Source organism: Pseudomonas sp. 05N434, from assembly GCF_056396965.1.
The window spans coordinates 1-14,708 of the sequence record NZ_JBFTMK010000047.1 but is presented as its reverse complement, the minus strand read 5'-3'; the positions used below and the strand labels follow the sequence as shown (position 1 = coordinate 14,708).

The 14,708-nt window shown below is 60.3% G+C and carries 16 protein-coding genes; 12 read left to right on the top strand and 4 right to left on the bottom strand.

The window, feature by feature from the left end; all coding sequences use genetic code 11:
- Nucleotides 1–214 (top strand): diguanylate cyclase domain-containing protein (locus tag AC1DLB_RS05440; RefSeq protein ID WP_477784703.1); only part of this gene is annotated, 214 nt, incomplete at its 5' end.
- A gap of 5 nt (nt 215–219) precedes the next feature.
- On the top strand, nt 220–723 hold the full coding sequence (gene yfiB, locus AC1DLB_RS05435; protein WP_028939937.1) for an outer membrane lipoprotein YfiB: 504 nt from the start codon (nt 220–222) through the stop codon (nt 721–723).
- Here yfiB and AC1DLB_RS05430 read toward each other — a convergent pair.
- Nucleotides 720–1,667 carry a LysR family transcriptional regulator gene (locus AC1DLB_RS05430; protein ID WP_477784702.1) on the bottom strand — a complete coding sequence of 316 codons (948 nt, stop codon included), beginning with the start codon at nt 1,665–1,667 and terminating at the stop codon, nt 720–722. The genes yfiB and AC1DLB_RS05430 overlap by 4 nt on opposite strands.
- Before the next feature lie 163 nt (nt 1,668–1,830).
- Between AC1DLB_RS05430 and AC1DLB_RS05425 the strand changes: the two genes are divergently transcribed.
- Nucleotides 1,831–3,348: a CoA-acylating methylmalonate-semialdehyde dehydrogenase gene (locus AC1DLB_RS05425; protein ID WP_086946401.1), complete on the top strand. Its 1,518-nt coding sequence runs from the start codon at nt 1,831–1,833 to the stop codon at nt 3,346–3,348.
- A gap of 10 nt (nt 3,349–3,358) precedes the next feature.
- Nucleotides 3,359–4,246 (top strand): 3-hydroxyisobutyrate dehydrogenase, encoded by an 888-nt coding sequence (gene mmsB / locus AC1DLB_RS05420; RefSeq protein WP_019582621.1) that lies wholly within the window; start codon nt 3,359–3,361, stop codon nt 4,244–4,246.
- Between the two features lie 95 nt (nt 4,247–4,341).
- On the opposite strand, the gene AC1DLB_RS05415 is transcribed toward mmsB, so the two are convergent.
- Nucleotides 4,342–4,686: a cupin domain-containing protein gene (locus AC1DLB_RS05415; protein WP_007900627.1), complete on the bottom strand. Its 345-nt coding sequence runs from the start codon at nt 4,684–4,686 to the stop codon at nt 4,342–4,344.
- A gap of 155 nt (nt 4,687–4,841) precedes the next feature.
- Complete coding sequence (locus tag AC1DLB_RS05410) at nt 4,842–5,726, bottom strand: LysR substrate-binding domain-containing protein (protein ID WP_477784701.1); 885 nt, start codon at nt 5,724–5,726, stop codon at nt 4,842–4,844.
- A gap of 94 nt (nt 5,727–5,820) precedes the next feature.
- Here AC1DLB_RS05410 and AC1DLB_RS05405 point away from each other — a divergent pair, with 94 nt between their 5' ends.
- Nucleotides 5,821–6,585, top strand: coding sequence for a sulfite exporter TauE/SafE family protein (locus AC1DLB_RS05405; protein WP_019651020.1), 765 nt, complete (start codon nt 5,821–5,823; stop codon nt 6,583–6,585).
- Here AC1DLB_RS05405 and AC1DLB_RS05400 read toward each other — a convergent pair.
- Complete coding sequence (locus tag AC1DLB_RS05400; protein ID WP_018929423.1) at nt 6,575–6,889, bottom strand: putative quinol monooxygenase; 315 nt, start codon at nt 6,887–6,889, stop codon at nt 6,575–6,577. The genes AC1DLB_RS05405 and AC1DLB_RS05400 overlap by 11 nt on opposite strands.
- A gap of 159 nt (nt 6,890–7,048) precedes the next feature.
- Here AC1DLB_RS05400 and mdaB point away from each other — a divergent pair, with 159 nt between their 5' ends.
- The 7 genes from mdaB to AC1DLB_RS05365 all read left to right on the top strand — a co-directional run.
- Nucleotides 7,049–7,639 (top strand): NADPH:quinone oxidoreductase MdaB, encoded by a 591-nt coding sequence (mdaB, locus tag AC1DLB_RS05395; protein WP_477744066.1) that lies wholly within the window; start codon nt 7,049–7,051, stop codon nt 7,637–7,639.
- 55 nt (nt 7,640–7,694) lie between these two features.
- The gene (locus tag AC1DLB_RS05390) at nt 7,695–8,606 is read left to right on the top strand and encodes a LysR family transcriptional regulator (protein ID WP_018929425.1); all 912 of its coding nucleotides are present in this window, start codon (nt 7,695–7,697) and stop codon (nt 8,604–8,606) included.
- A gap of 114 nt (nt 8,607–8,720) precedes the next feature.
- Nucleotides 8,721–10,166 carry a SulP family inorganic anion transporter gene (locus AC1DLB_RS05385; protein WP_086946398.1) on the top strand — a complete coding sequence of 482 codons (1,446 nt, stop codon included), beginning with the start codon at nt 8,721–8,723 and terminating at the stop codon, nt 10,164–10,166.
- Nucleotides 10,167–10,305: 139 nt separating this feature from the next.
- On the top strand, nt 10,306–11,040 hold the full coding sequence (locus tag AC1DLB_RS05380; protein ID WP_018929427.1) for a hypothetical protein: 735 nt from the start codon (nt 10,306–10,308) through the stop codon (nt 11,038–11,040).
- 251 nt (nt 11,041–11,291) lie between these two features.
- Nucleotides 11,292–12,641: a GntT/GntP/DsdX family permease gene (locus tag AC1DLB_RS05375; protein ID WP_477784700.1), complete on the top strand. Its 1,350-nt coding sequence runs from the start codon at nt 11,292–11,294 to the stop codon at nt 12,639–12,641.
- Between the two features lie 15 nt (nt 12,642–12,656).
- Entirely contained in the window at nt 12,657–13,517 is an 861-nt protein-coding gene (locus AC1DLB_RS05370) for a MurR/RpiR family transcriptional regulator (RefSeq protein ID WP_477744065.1), read from the top strand.
- A gap of 1 nt (nt 13,518) precedes the next feature.
- Nucleotides 13,519–14,708, top strand: a 1,190-nt coding sequence (locus tag AC1DLB_RS05365; protein ID WP_477784699.1) for an N-acyl-D-amino-acid deacylase family protein, incomplete at its 3' end; no start/stop codon positions are given.

The following is a 14,708-nucleotide window of genomic DNA, read 5'->3' as shown; positions in this document are numbered from 1 at the left end:
CAGTATGGACGCGCCAATCCTGTTGCCGGGCGGTACCCAGGTGTTGACTTCACTCAGCATCGGCATCGCCGTGTACCCGGATAATGGGCTTACGCCCGGTGCGCTGCTCGATGCTGCAGATACCGCGATGTATCAGGCCAAACGCCTTTCCCGAGGCGCTCACCACACGGCAGGGTCGGAGCACTCTGTCGTCCATCTTCAAACCAGGAGCTAATTTTTGTGTTCACATTCACTCAGCGTTCTCTGCGATTTTTTACGATTAGCTTATTCATGACCTTGCTGGCATTGACCGGTTGCCAGACGACACCGCAGAAAGGACTGACCCCGGCGCAGATCGCTGTACTCAAGCAACAAGGTTTCGAGATGACGGATGAGGGCTGGGCCTTCGGCCTGTCCGGCAAAGTGCTGTTCGGTAGCGATGTCGAACACCTCAACCCCGCCAGTACCCAGATCGTCGAACGCATTGGCAAGGCGTTGTTGGGCGTGGGAATCGAGCGGGTGAGGATTGACGGCCATACCGATGCCTCGGGCGAGGAATCCTATAACGAACAACTTTCCCTGCGTCGCGCGAAAAGCGTTGAAGCGGTATTGGCCGCTGTCGGCATAAAAGAACAAAACATCCAGCTACGCGGCCTGGGCAGCAGCAAGCCCGTCGCCTCCAACGCCACCGCGGCCGGGCGCACCGAGAACCGCCGGGTGTCGATCGTGGTGAGTGCCGATTAATCGGCGAACACCATCTCCCGACTTTCCCCCATCAACAGCGCCTGATTCTGCTCGGTGACGGTACGGATGTAATCCCACAACAAGGTAATCCGCTTGAGCTTGCGCAGGTCCTCCCGGCAGTACATCCAGAACTGCCGGGTGATGGTGATCTCTTGTGGTAACACCGGCAGCAATCGCGGATCCTGAGCCGCTAAAAAGCACGGCAGAATCGCCAGTGACCGTCCTTGCTGCGCCGCCACGAACTGCGCGATCACACTGGTGCTGCGCAGATTGGCACTGGCACCGGGCAGCACATTCGCCAGGTACAGCAGCTCCGAGCTGAACGCCAGATCGTCCACATAACTGATGAATTGATGCTTGYTCAAATCTGCCGGGCGGCGGATCGGTGAGTGCTTGTCCAGATAATCCTGGGTCGCGTACAGCTGCAATCGATAGTCACAGAGTTTGCAGCAGACATAAGGGCCGTGTTCCGGCCGCTCCAGCGCAATGACGATGTCTGCCTCGCGCTTGGACAGGCTGATGAAGTGCGGCAGCGGCAGGATGTCCACCGAGATCGCCGGGTAGGCGTCGACGAAATGGCTCAGCTGCGGGGTGATGAAAAAGCTGCCGAACCCTTCGGTACAGCCCATGCGCACATGCCCGGACAACGCGACGCCTGAGCCCGAGACCTGCTCGCAAGCCATGTGCAGAGTGCTTTCGATCGATTCGGCGTAACCCAGCAGGCGCTGGCCTTCAGCGGTCAGGACGAAGCCGTTGGTGCGGGACTTCTCGAACAACAGCGTACCCAACGAGGCCTCCAGCGAACTGATGCGTCGCGACACAGTGGTGTAGTCCACCGCCAGGCGCTTGGCCGCAGTGCTGGCCTTGCGAGTACGGGCAACTTCAAGGAAAAACTTGAGGTCATCCCAGTTCAACGAGCCTAAAGACGTGATGTTTTTTTGCATGATGGACCGGCTTTTATGTGCGTTCTTATTAGAAGTTTGCACATCTATACTCCAAAAACAGTCCGACAACCAAATCGCGACACACGCCTCATCTCAAGGCGACTTTCTCGCCTTGGCTCCCAAGATAGCTCTCTAAATAAGAACAACGTCCCGGAGACCCGACATGAACGCATCGCTAGAAACCACCGTACAAAAGATCAAGTTATTGATCGATGGCGAGTGGGTCGAATCCCAGACCACCGAATGGCACGACATCGTCAATCCGGCGACCCAGCAAGTGCTGGCCAAAGTCCCTTTCGCGACCGCTGCTGAAGTCGATGCCGCCATCAGCGCCGCTCATCGCGCCTTTCAGACCTGGAAGCTGACGCCAGTCGGCGCGCGGATGCGCATCATGCTCAAGCTTCAGGCGCTGATTCGCGAGCACTCCAAGCGTATTGCCGTGGTACTCAGCAATGAGCAGGGTAAAACCATCGCCGACGCTGAGGGCGATATCTTCCGTGGCCTGGAAGTGGTCGAACACGCCTGTTCCATTGGCAGCCTGCAAATGGGCGAGTTCGCCGAGAACGTCGCAGGCGGTGTCGACACCTACACCCTGCGTCAGCCGATCGGCGTCTGCGCCGGCATTACCCCGTTCAACTTCCCGGCGATGATTCCGCTGTGGATGTTCCCGATGGCCATCGCCTGCGGCAACACCTTCGTGCTCAAGCCTTCCGAGCAGGATCCGATGTCGACCATGCTGTTGGTGGAGCTGGCGATTGAAGCCGGCATTCCGCCGGGTGTGCTCAACGTCGTTCATGGTGGCAAGGATGTGGTCGATGCGCTTTGCACCCACAAGGACATCAAGGCTGTTTCGTTCGTCGGTTCGACCGCGGTCGGCACGCATGTCTACGAGTTGGCCGGTAAACACGGCAAGCGCGTGCAATCGATGATGGGGGCCAAGAACCACGCCGTTGTGCTGCCCGATGCCAACCGCGAGCAAGCGCTCAATGCACTGGTCGGCGCCGGTTTCGGTGCGGCCGGGCAACGCTGCATGGCCACCTCGGTGGTGGTGCTGGTGGGCGCGGCCAAACAATGGCTGCCGGATCTCAAGGCGCTGGCGCAGAAACTCAAGGTCAATGCCGGCAGCGAGCCAGGCACCGATGTTGGTCCGGTGATTTCCAAGCGGGCCAAGGCACGGATTCTCGAGCTGATCGAAAGCGGGATCAAGGAAGGCGCCAAGCTGGAGCTGGACGGTCGCGACATCACTGTTCCGGGCTACGAACAGGGCAACTTTGTCGGCCCGACCCTGTTCTCTGGCGTAACCCCTGAGATGCAGATCTACACCCAGGAAATCTTTGGCCCGGTGCTGGTGGTGCTGGAAGTCGATACCCTCGATGAGGCCATCGCCTTGGTCAACGCCAACCCGTTCGGCAACGGCACGGGTCTGTTCACCCAGAGCGGTGCGGCGGCGCGTAAATTCCAGTCGGAAATCGACGTTGGCCAGGTCGGCATCAACATCCCGATCCCGGTGCCGGTACCGTTCTTCAGCTTCACCGGTTCCCGTGGTTCGAAGCTCGGCGACCTCGGTCCGTATGGCAAGCAAGTGGTGCAGTTCTACACTCAAACCAAGACCGTCACTGCACGTTGGTTCGATGACGACAGCATCAACCACGGTGTGAACACCACCATCCACTTGCGCTAAGGAGCCGGACATGAAAATCGCTTTTATCGGTCTCGGCAACATGGGCGCGCCGATGGCGCGCAACCTGATCAAGGCCGGCCATTCGCTGAACCTGTTTGACCTCAATCAAACCGTGCTGGCCGAACTGGCTCAACTCGGCGGCACCATCAGCACTTCACCGAAGGAAGCGTCGAAAGACGCGCAACTGGTGATCACCATGTTGCCGGCAGCGGCCCATGTGCGCAGTGTCTGGCTGGGTGAAGACGGTGTGCTGGCGGGAATCGCCAAAGGCGTGCCAGCGGTGGATTGCAGCACCATCGATCCGCAGACGGCGCGAGATGTTGCCGCGGCGGCCGCAAAGCAGGACGTGGCCATGGCCGATGCCCCGGTTTCCGGTGGCACTGGCGGTGCAGCGGCCGGGACGCTGACCTTCATGGTCGGCGCCACGCCTGAACTGTTCGCCACTCTGCAACCGGTGCTGGCGCAGATGGGCCGCAACATCGTCCACTGCGGCGAAGTCGGCACCGGGCAAATCGCCAAGATCTGCAACAACCTGCTGCTGGGGATTTCCATGGTTGGTGTCAGCGAAGCCATGGCGCTGGGCAGCGCCCTGGGTATCGACACAACCGTGCTGGCGGGCGTCATCAACAGTTCAACTGGGCGTTGCTGGAGTTCGGAGATGTACAACCCGTGGCCGGGCATCGTCGAAACGGCGCCGGCCTCGCGCGGTTATACCGGCGGTTTCGGTGCTGAACTGATGCTCAAGGATCTGGGGCTGGCCACTGAGGCGGCACGTCAGGCGCACCAACCGGTCGTGCTCGGCGCGGTGGCCCAGCAGTTGTATCAGGCGATGAGCCTGCGTGGGGAAGGGGGCAAGGACTTCTCGGCGATCATCAACAGCTATCGCAAACCCCAATAAGGGGATTGTGGTGAGGGAGCAAGCTCCCTCGCCACAGGATTCATGCATGCCTTTTTACCGAGAGACCACGTCGGGTGGTCTCTCGGTTTTTTGCATCAGGCAAACACGAAATACTTGCGCACGGTTTCAACCACTTCCCATGTGCCTTTCATCCCCGGTTCGATGACGAAGATATCACCGGCGCGCAGGTGGATCGGCGCCATGCCTTCCGGGGTGATGATGCAGTAGCCTTCCTGGAAGTGGCAGTATTCCCACTTCACGTATTCCACATACCACTTGCCCGGCGTGCAGATCCAGGTGCCCATGATCTTGCTGCCATCTTCGCTGGTGTACGCGTTGAGGTTGACGGTGTGCGGATCGCCTTCGAGCTTTTCCCATTTGCAGGCGTCGAGTACGGGCAACGGGTGAGTGTCGCGAAGAACGGTAATCGGTGCGGTCATGTGGACTCCGGGCCTTGGAATATAGAAAGTGGTACTGAAGAACTGAAGTCGCACCCTATAGCGCCCATGCTCCGCTCAGTTGTCTGTATTCGACATCGAGCTGTCCAGAAACGCGCAAACGCTCAAAGATTTTCCGGCGGGCAAAAACCTGCCCCTCAGGGCAGAGTCAAGGCGCTCAGCAAGGCCTGGGCATAACGGGGCAGTACGGTGAAGTCCCGGGCGCACAGCAACAGTTTGCGGCGAGCCCACGGCTCTTCCAGTACGACGCTTTTGAACGGCGTTTCAGCCGGCCAGCGTTCGACCGCCGCCAAGGGCACGATCGCCAGCCCGGCTCCCCGGGCGACCATGCGCATCACGCCCTCGAAACCATCGGCGCGGATGCGGACCTGCATCCGCAAGCCGCTGTGCAGGGCCTGTTCTTCCAGGTAAATGGCCAAGGCGCTGTTGGCGTTCAGGCCGACGTAGTCGTGGTGCAAAGTGGCGCTGAAATTTAGCGGTCCGGTGTCGGCCAAGGGGTGATCACGCGGCAGGATCAGCACCAGCGGATCGTCGCGGAAATAGCGGGTTTGCAGGCCGTCGGTATYCACGGCGTCGGACACGATCCCCAGGTCTGCTGCGCCCTGGCGCAAGGCGTGGGTGATGCGTGTGCTGGGCAGCTCCTGCAGGTCGATGTCGAGGTTCGGATGGTCGCGCAGAAAGTCCGCCAGCAACTCCGGCAGGTACTCGGTGATCGCAGTGGTATTGCACAGCAACCGCACCTGGCCTTTGACGCCTTTGGCGTATTCGACCAGCTCCTGCTGCATGCGCTCGGCCTGTTGCAGCAGGACTCGAGCGTGCTGCGCCAGTGCCTTGCCGGCCGGAGTGGGGCTGACACCGCGACGACCTCGCTCAAGAAACTCGATGCCCAGTGACGCTTCCATCGCGCGGATTCGTGCACTCGCCGCCGCCAGCGACAAATGGCTGCGGGCGGCACCGGCGGTGATGTTGCCGGTGTCGAGGATATTCAAGTAGAGGCGCAGGTCGGTGAGGTCGAAGTGCATACAGTGTCCCGGATCATTTGCCTCTTGTAGAGCAAGAGGCAGCCTCAGTATATGGCAGATTTTCAAGGCACCCTTCAGGGCCCACGATAGCCCCATGAATACACTTGCCGCGTTCTATCAACATCTGGGCTTGGCCCTGTCCCTATTGATTGTCGCCACTTTCCTGCTGGCTGGGATGATCAAAGGTGTGATCGGCCTTGGTCTGCCGACCATTGCCATGGGCCTGCTCGGCCTGGCTATGGCACCGTCGCAGGCTGCGGCGTTGTTGATCATTCCCGCGACGCTGACCAACGTCTGGCAACTGGCCTTCGGCGGTCATTTGCGCGGGTTGCTCAACCGGTTATGGCCGATGCTGCTGGCGATTTTCATCGGCACTGGTGCTGGCACAGTGTGGATCGGCATGGCCGGTGGACATTGGGTGGTACGGGGGCTGGGGGCGGCGCTGTTGATCTACGCCTTGAGCGGGTTGTTCCTGCCGACCTTGCGCGTCGGCGGTCGCACCGAGCGTTGGCTCGGTCCGCTCTGCGGTGTGCTGACGGGCGTCATCACCTCGGCCACCGGTGTCTTCGTGATTCCGGCGGTGCCTTATTTGCAAGCGCTGGGCTTGAACAAGGATGAACTGGTGCAGGCGCTAGGCCTGTCGTTCACTGTCTCGACTCTCGCGTTGGCCGCCGGCCTGTCATGGCGCGGCGCCCTCGGCGGTGGCGAGTTGAGCGCGTCGCTGCTGGCGCTGATCCCGGCGGTGCTCGGCATGTTGCTGGGGCAATGGCTGCGCCAGCGGATCAGCGCCGTGTTGTTCAAGCGCGTGTTCTTCATCGGCCTCGGCGTGCTCGGCGGCCACTTGCTGATCAGCGGCTAGCGGACGATGTGCTGAGCATCTCGATCGGGCGGATATCGAAATCCTGCTCCAGATATTCCATGCGCATGTCGAGGAACTGCTTCATATGGGGCAGGTTCGAGTGCACGTCCAGATGGGCCTGGGATTGCCAGATCTCGTAGAAGATAAACAGCGTCGGGTCCTGCTTGTCGCGCAGCATGTGGTACTCGATGCAACCGGGTTCGGCGCGACTCGGTTCGACATAGGCACGGAAGAACGCTTCGAAGGCCTCGGCTTTTTCCGGGCGGGTCTTGGCGTGCAGGATGAAGCCTTGCAGTTCGCTCATCAGAATCTCCTAAACAGTCAGAATCGGCGCAAGTTTATGGCAACAATCGCTTGTTGATTCGTGCGTATAGGTCAAATGAATTTTGCGGATGGAGCGCTTATTCCGCGCGAGGCTGATCGTTAGGCTGCCGCCATCGATTCCAACCTTGCGAGATTTCTCATGAAAAAAGTCCTGTTGCTCAATGGCGGCAAAAAATTTGCCCACTCCGATGGTCGCTACAACACGACGCTGCATGAAGCAGCGTTGAGCGTGCTGGATCGCGGTGGTGTGGATGTGAAAACCACGTTCATCGACGAGGGCTACGACGTCGCCGAGGAAGTCGCCAAGTTCCTCTGGGCCGATGTGATCATTTATCAGATGCCCGGCTGGTGGATGGGCGCGCCCTGGACGGTCAAGAAGTACGTCGATGAAGTCTTCACTGCAGGCCACGGCAGCCTCTACGCCAACGACGGCCGCACGCGCTCCGACGCGTCGCAGAAGTACGGCAGCGGCGGCTTGTTGCACGGTAAAAAGTACATGCTTTCGGTGACCTGGAACGCCCCGCAGCAAGCCTTCGACGACTCGACCGACTTCTTCGAAGCCAAGGGCGTGGACGCGGTGTATCTGCCGTTCCACAAGGCCAATACCTTCCTCGGCATGACCGGTCTGCCGACCTTTTTGTGCGTCGATGTGATGAAGCGCCCGAATATCGAAGCGGATGTGGCGCGTTATGAGCAGCACTTGACCGAGGTGTTTGGCCTTAAGGCATGACGCTCGGCTACTATCGATATCTGAAGCAGTGCAGGACTATCGATAAGGGACACACGTGAAAGCCAGATCCGATGAGTTGCAGATTTTCGTCTGCGTGATTGAGTGCGGGTCGATTTCGGCTGCGGCTGAGCAAGTCGGGCAAACGCCGTCGGCGGTCAGCCGCACGCTGTCGCGGCTGGAGGCCAAGCTCGATACCACGCTGATCAATCGCACCACCCGGCGCATGGACCTGACCGAAGAGGGCAAATATTTCTTCGAGCACGCCAAGCTGATTCTCGATCAGATGGACGAGCTCGAAGAGCGTCTGTCCTCTCGCCAGCAAACCCCGTCCGGGCGACTGCGGATCAACGCCGCGTCGCCGTTCATGCTGCACGCCATCGTGCCGTACATCGATGAGTTCCGCCGTCTCTACCCGGACATCCAGCTCGAACTCAACAGCAACGATTTGATCATCGACCTGCTCGAACAAAGCACCGACATCGCCATTCGCATCGGCACGCTGGCCGACTCGACCCTGCACGCCCGCTCCCTGGGTTGCAGCCCGCTGCACATCGTCGCAAGCACAGCGTATCTGGAACAACACGGCGTACCGAGCGCTGTCGAGGATTTGAGCGAGCACACGCTGCTGGGTTTTACCCATAACGAAGGTCTCAACCAATGGCCACTGCGCTATGTCCATGGTGACCGCTGGCCGATTCAAGCGTCGATCAGTGCGTCGAGTGGCGAGACGATCAGGCACCTGGCGCTGGCCGGTCAAGGCATTGCCTGCCTGTCGCACTTCATGACCATCGACGACATCCGCGCCGGTCGCTTGCAGGTGTTGCTGGCGGAGTTCAACAGCGGATATCGCCAACCCATCAACGCGGTGTACTACCGCAACTCGCAACTGGCCCTACGGATCCAGTGCTTTCTGGACTTCATCCAGGGCAAATTGGCGGCTTATGCGATTGCCGATTTCAGGGGCTGATTCGCAGGTCGCGTGATCGTTCATTGCGAGCAGGCCACCCATTCACTGGCCCGCCCGCCGTCAATTCCGTAACATCCGCGTCCCTCTTTTCCCGCCTGTATTTTTAGGTAAGCCATGAAACCCAAACGTCTGCGCGCCGATGTCCTGGCCGGACTCACCACCTCTTTCGCCCTGCTCCCCGAATGTATCGCTTTCGCGCTGGTGGCCCACCTCAATCCATTGATGGGGCTTTACGGCGCTTTCATCATCTGCACCCTGACTGCGCTCTTYGGCGGACGGCCGGGGATGGTGTCTGGTGCCGCTGGCTCGATGGCGGTGGTGATCGTCGCGCTGGTGGTGCAGCACGGTGTCCAGTACTTGCTGGCGACGGTGTTGCTGGGCGGGCTGATCATGTTGGCGTTTGGTCTGTTGAGGCTGGGCAAGCTGGTGCGCATGGTGCCGCATCCGGTGATGCTCGGCTTCGTCAACGGCCTGGCGATTGTCATTGCGCTGGCCCAGTTGGAGCACTTCAAGAGCGGTGAGGCCTGGTTGAGTGGGGCGCCGCTGTACATGATGATCGGGCTGGTGGCGCTGACGATGGCCATCGTTTACCTGATGCCGCGCCTGACGCGTGCCGTGCCGCCGGCGCTGGTGGCGATTTTGGGCGTTGGGCTGGCGGTTTACCTGCTCGGCCTGCCGACCCGTACCCTGGGCGACATGGCGCACATTGCCGGTGGCTTGCCGGGTTTTGCGCTGCCAGACATCCCCTGGAGCCCGGAAACCCTGCGCATCATCGTCCCTTACGCGATATTGATGGCGGTGGTCGGCTTGCTGGAAACCCTGCTGACCCTGAACCTCACCGACGAGATCACCGAGAGCCGCGGCTATCCGGATCGCGAGTGCGTGGCCTTGGGCGCTGCCAACATGGTTTCTGGTGTGTTCGGCGGCATGGGTGGCTGCGCGATGATCGGGCAAACCGTGATCAACCTCAGCTCCGGCGGTCGCGGTCGGCTGTCCGGTGCGGTGGCCGGGGGGATGATCCTGCTGTTTGTGCTGTTCCTTTCGCCGCTGATCGAGCGCATTCCGCTGGCCGCATTGGTTGGGGTGATGTTTGTGGTGTCGCAGCAGACGTTCGCCTGGGCTTCATTGCGGGTACTGAACAAGGTGCCGCTGAACGATGTCTTGGTGATCATCGCGGTCACGGTGATTACCGTGTTCACCGATCTGGCCATCGCTGTGTTGTGCGGGATCATCATTGCGGCGCTCAACTTTGCCTGGCAACACGCTCGCGAGCTGTATGCCGACAGTCACGTAGAAGCCGACGGCAGCAAGCTCTACCTCCTGCACGGCACGTTGTTCTTCGCCTCGACGACGCCTTTTCTCAACCAGTTCGATCCCGCCAATGATCCGTCTGTGGTCACTGTCGACTGTCGCCACTTGAGCTTCGTTGATTACTCGGCCATCGCCGCGTTGAAGACATTGCGCGAGCGCTACACCAAGGCTGGCAAGCAGCTACGCGTGCTGCACTTGTCCGATCGCTGCAAGAAACTGCTCAAACGCGCCAGCGAGCATCACGACTGACATCGATGGGGGTCGTTCCTGTGCTCTGTGTCACGAGTGGTGGCGAATTATGGACAGTGTGATGGCTACTTAGTAGCATCCGCTGCATACGGATCTTTCTCCTGCGCGTCGATCGACGTGGGTCTATCAAGGAATCGAAATGCACAACTTTACCCATGGCGATAAAACCGTTTCTTTCACTGTCTTGAGCGGTGAAGTGGTGAGCAGCGAAAAAATCAGCGAGACCCGTGTGACATCCACGGGCGGCGTTCAGGTGAACGGTAACGACGGTGATGTGACGCCTGTGCGCATCAGTTCTGTTTCAATTATCAATCATGAGATCTGGGTCAAAACGCCGGACGGTATCGAGCACGATGTAAAGCTGCGCGGCATGGACATTCCTTTGCGCACAGGTCAGGAAATCTCTTTGATCAGTGCCTTGAAAAAGGATGGTTCGCCTCTGCACACCATTTTGCAGAACCACACAGCGTCCAAGCGCTGGGTGCTGCGTGACGCGAGTGCACTGAATACCGAACTGGAGCTGTCGCCCTTTAACTGGAAGACAGTGCTGATCGTGCTTGGATTGTGCATCGCCGGTCTTGCTACGGCCGGGCTAGGCTTCCTGGCGGCGGCGGGCTATTTTTTCTACGCGTGGTATCGGGGCGCCCAGCGCAAGAAACTGCTGATTAGAGATTTGAACGCCTACATCGAGACCCTGGACAATCGAGTCGCCAGTCGCGAACAGGCGCCAAGCCCTGTTCAAGTCGAAAGCTCGGACCAGGCTGAAATCTCTTTCCAGGCCGAAAGTCCTGCACCGACGCAATCCCCTGCCGAGACTGAAAGCCCTGCGCTGAACAGTGATAGCGTACGCAGGGCGCTATCGCGCAATCTCTGATGACTTGATCTCGATACAGCAGAGTCAAGCCTGCCTCGATAGTGGAACTATCATCCCTCTACGCTGATTGTTCTCACGCAGAGGGATGAAAATTCCGCTATCCGATTTTCATAACCCGCGATCTCCCATACCTCTGCACGACATCCCTTACCCCTCCACGAAAATTACTTTCACTTCGTTTGAAAGTAGCCCGTCGAAATGATTTATGAGTTTCACAACCCATTCGACGTGACCCTTTCGAGGAGTACCGCATGACGCTTTCCTTCGGCTATTGGCTGTTGGTTTACGCCGCCATCGCCATCATTGCGCTGATCGTTCTGATCGCCCGTTACCGGATCAATCCCTTCATTGTGATCACCCTGGTGTCCATCGGCCTGGCGCTGTTGGCAGGGATGCCGCCGTCGGGTGTGGTGGGGGCGTATGAGGCCGGGGTTGGCAAGACGTTGGGGCACATTGCGCTGGTGGTGGCGCTGGGCACGATGCTCGGCAAGATGATGGCCGAGTCCGGCGGTGCGGAGCAGGTGGCGCGCACCTTGATCGACCGTTTCGGCGAGAAAAATGCCCACTGGGCGATGGTGTGTATCGCCTTTCTTGTAGGGCTGCCGCTGTTCTTCGAGGTCGGTTTTGTCTTGCTGGTGCCCATCGCATTCACCGTGGCGCGGCGGGTGGGCGTGTCGATTCTGATGGTCGGTTTGCCGATGGTTGCGGGGCTTTCGGTGGTCCACGCGCTGGTACCGCCACACCCGGCGGCGATGCTGGCGGTGCAGGTCTATCAGGCGTCGGTGGGGCAGACCTTGCTCTATGCGATTCTGATCGGTATTCCGACCGCGATTATCGCCGGTCCCCTTTACGCCAAATTCATCGTGCCGCGCATTCAACTGCCGGCCGATAACCCCCTGGAACGCCAGTTCCTGGAGCGTGAGCCGCGCGATAGCCTGCCGGGTTTTGGTGTCACCATGGCCACGATTCTGTTGCCGGTGGTGCTGATGTTGATCGGCGGCTGGGCCAACCTGATCTCCACGCCGGGTAGCGGATTCAATCAGTTCCTGCTGTTCATCGGCAACTCGGTGATCGCCTTGCTGCTGGCGACCTTGCTGAGTTTCTGGACCCTCGGCCTGGCCCAGGGCTTCAATCGCGAGTCGATCCTCAAGTTCRCCAATGAATGCCTGGCGCCGACCGCCAGCATCACCTTGCTGGTCGGTGCCGGTGGTGGCTTGAACCGAATTCTGGTGGACGCTGGCGTCACCAATCAGATCGTCAGCCTGGCCGATGAATTCCAGTTGTCGCCGCTGTTGATGGGTTGGCTGTTCGCCGCGTTGATGCGCATCGCCACTGGTTCTGCCACCGTGGCCATGACCACCGCGTCAGGGATTGTCGCGCCGGTGGCCGTTGGTCTGGGTTATCCCCACCCGGAGCTGTTGGTGCTGGCGACGGGGGCGGGGTCGGTTATCTTTTCCCACGTCAACGACGGCGGCTTCTGGTTGATCAAGGAATACTTCAACATGACCGTCACCCAGACCTTCAAGACCTGGACAGTGCTCGAGACGCTGATCTCGGTGGTCGCCTTCGGCCTGACCGTTGGCCTTTCTCACCTGCTTTAGTCGGAGCCATCCGCCATGGACATCCTCTATCAGATCCGCGCTCGTCAGGAATCCTTCAGCGCCGGCGAAGGACGTATCGCTCGGCTGATGCTCGACGATGTAGGATTTGCCTCATCCGCCAGCCTCGATGAGCTGGCGCAGCGGGCGGAAGTCAGCACTGCCACGCTGTCGCGATTCGCCCGTACAGTCGGTTGCCGCGACCTGCGGGATTTGCGCCTGCAACTGGCCCAGGCCAGTGGCGTCGGTAGCCGCTTTTTGGACCCGGCGGGCACGCCCGAACAGTCGGCGTTCTACGGGCAGATTGTCGGCGATATCGAGTCGACCTTGCGCCAGCACCTGGCAGCGTTCGATGAGTCGCGCTTCGCCGATGCGGTGAAACTGTTGGGCAAGGCACGGATGATTCACGCCTTCGGCATGGGCGGCTGCTCGACCCTGTGCAGCGATGAACTGCAAGTGCGGCTGGTGCGCCTCGGCTACCCGATTGCGGTGTGTCACGACCCGGTGATGATGCGCGTCACCGCCGCCAGCCTTGGCGCCGAACACGCGGTCATCGCCTGCTCGCTGACCGGCATCACGCCCGAACTGCTCGAAGCGGTGGAGCTGGCGCGCAGCTACGGCGCACGAATTCTCGCCATCACCCGCGCCGACTCGCCGCTGGCGCAATTGGCCGATGTGCTGTTGCCGCTGCAAAGCGCCGAGACTTCCTTCATCTACAAACCCACGGCGGCGCGCTACGGCATGTTGTTGGCCATCGATGTGCTCGCCACCGAGCTGGCGCTGGCCAGTCCTGAAGACAATCAAGAACGTCTGCGGCGGATCAAACTGGCCCTGGACGACTACCGCGGCGGCGACGATCACTTGCCGCTGGGAGACTGACATGATGTACGACACGCTGATCCGCAATGCGCTGATTATCGACGGCAGCAACACCCCCGGTTACCCCGCTGACGTGGCGATTCTGAATGGCCGCATCGAGCGAATCGGCGATTTGCACAACGCTCGCGCCATCGAAGAAATCGAGGCCGCTGGCCGAGTGTTGGCGCCGGGTTTCATCGATGTGCATACCCACGACGATACGGTGGTGATTCGCCAGCCGCAGATGCTGCCCAAACTCAGCCAGGGTGTGACCACGGTGATTGTCGGCAACTGCGGGATCAGCGCGTCGCCGGTGAGTTTGCGCGGTGATCCGCCGGACCCGATGAACCTGCTCGGTACCGCCGCGGCGTTCGTGTATCCGCGCTTCAGCGACTATCGCGCCGCCGTCGAAGCGGCCAATACCACGCTGAACGTAGCTGCGCTGGTGGGGCACACCGCGTTGCGCAGCAATCACCTGGACGATCTGTATCGCACCGCGACCGACGCTGAAATCAGCGCGATGCGCGAGCAACTGCGCGATAGCCTTGAGGCCGGTGCCTTGGGTTTATCCACAGGCTTGGCCTACGCCAGCGCCTTCTCGGCATCCACTGATGAGGTGATGCAGTTGACCGAAGAGTTGACGGCATTCGGCGCGGTCTACACCACCCATTTACGCAGTGAGTTCGAACCGGTGCTGGAGGCCATGGACGAGGCGTTCCGCATCGGACGCCACGCACAGTCGCCGGTGATCATTTCCCACCTCAAATGCGCCGGCGCCGGTAACTGGGGCMGTAGTCCGCAATTGCTGGCGTCCCTCGAACACGCCGCGAAAACCCACCCGGTGGCTTGCGATTGTTATCCCTACGCGGCGAGTTCTTCGACGCTGGACCTCAAGCAAGTCACCGACGCCCATCGCATCACCATCACCTGGTCCACGCCGCACCCGGAAATGGGGGGGCGGGATCTGATGGACATTGCTGCCGAGTGGGGCACTGCGCTGCTCGAAGCCGCCCGCCGACTGCAACCGGCGGGGGCGGTGTATTACGGCATGGACGAGGCTGATGTACGAAGCATCCTCGCGCATCCGCTGTCGATGATCGGCTCCGACGGTTTGCCGGAAGACCCGTTTCCGCATCCACGCTTGTGGGGCGCATTCCCACGAGTGCTCGGACATTTCAGTCGCGACGTCGGCCTGTTTCCGCTGCATACCGC

Excerpts from the sequence above, each read along its gene's own strand:
- AC1DLB_RS05400 (WP_018929423.1), bottom strand. The coding sequence starts at position 6,889 with ATGAGCGAACTGCAAGGCTTCATCCTGCACGCCAAGACCCGCCCGGAA.
- AC1DLB_RS05425 (WP_086946401.1), top strand. The coding sequence starts at position 1,831 with ATGAACGCATCGCTAGAAACCACCGTACAAAAGATCAAGTTATTGATC.
- AC1DLB_RS05380 (WP_018929427.1), top strand. The coding sequence starts at position 10,306 with ATGCACAACTTTACCCATGGCGATAAAACCGTTTCTTTCACTGTCTTG.
- mdaB (WP_477744066.1), top strand. The coding sequence starts at position 7,049 with ATGAAAAAAGTCCTGTTGCTCAATGGCGGCAAAAAATTTGCCCACTCC.
- AC1DLB_RS05370 (WP_477744065.1), top strand. The coding sequence starts at position 12,657 with ATGGACATCCTCTATCAGATCCGCGCTCGTCAGGAATCCTTCAGCGCC.
- AC1DLB_RS05405 (WP_019651020.1), top strand. The coding sequence starts at position 5,821 with ATGAATACACTTGCCGCGTTCTATCAACATCTGGGCTTGGCCCTGTCC.
- AC1DLB_RS05415 (WP_007900627.1), bottom strand. The coding sequence starts at position 4,686 with ATGACCGCACCGATTACCGTTCTTCGCGACACTCACCCGTTGCCCGTA.
- mmsB (WP_019582621.1), top strand. The coding sequence starts at position 3,359 with ATGAAAATCGCTTTTATCGGTCTCGGCAACATGGGCGCGCCGATGGCG.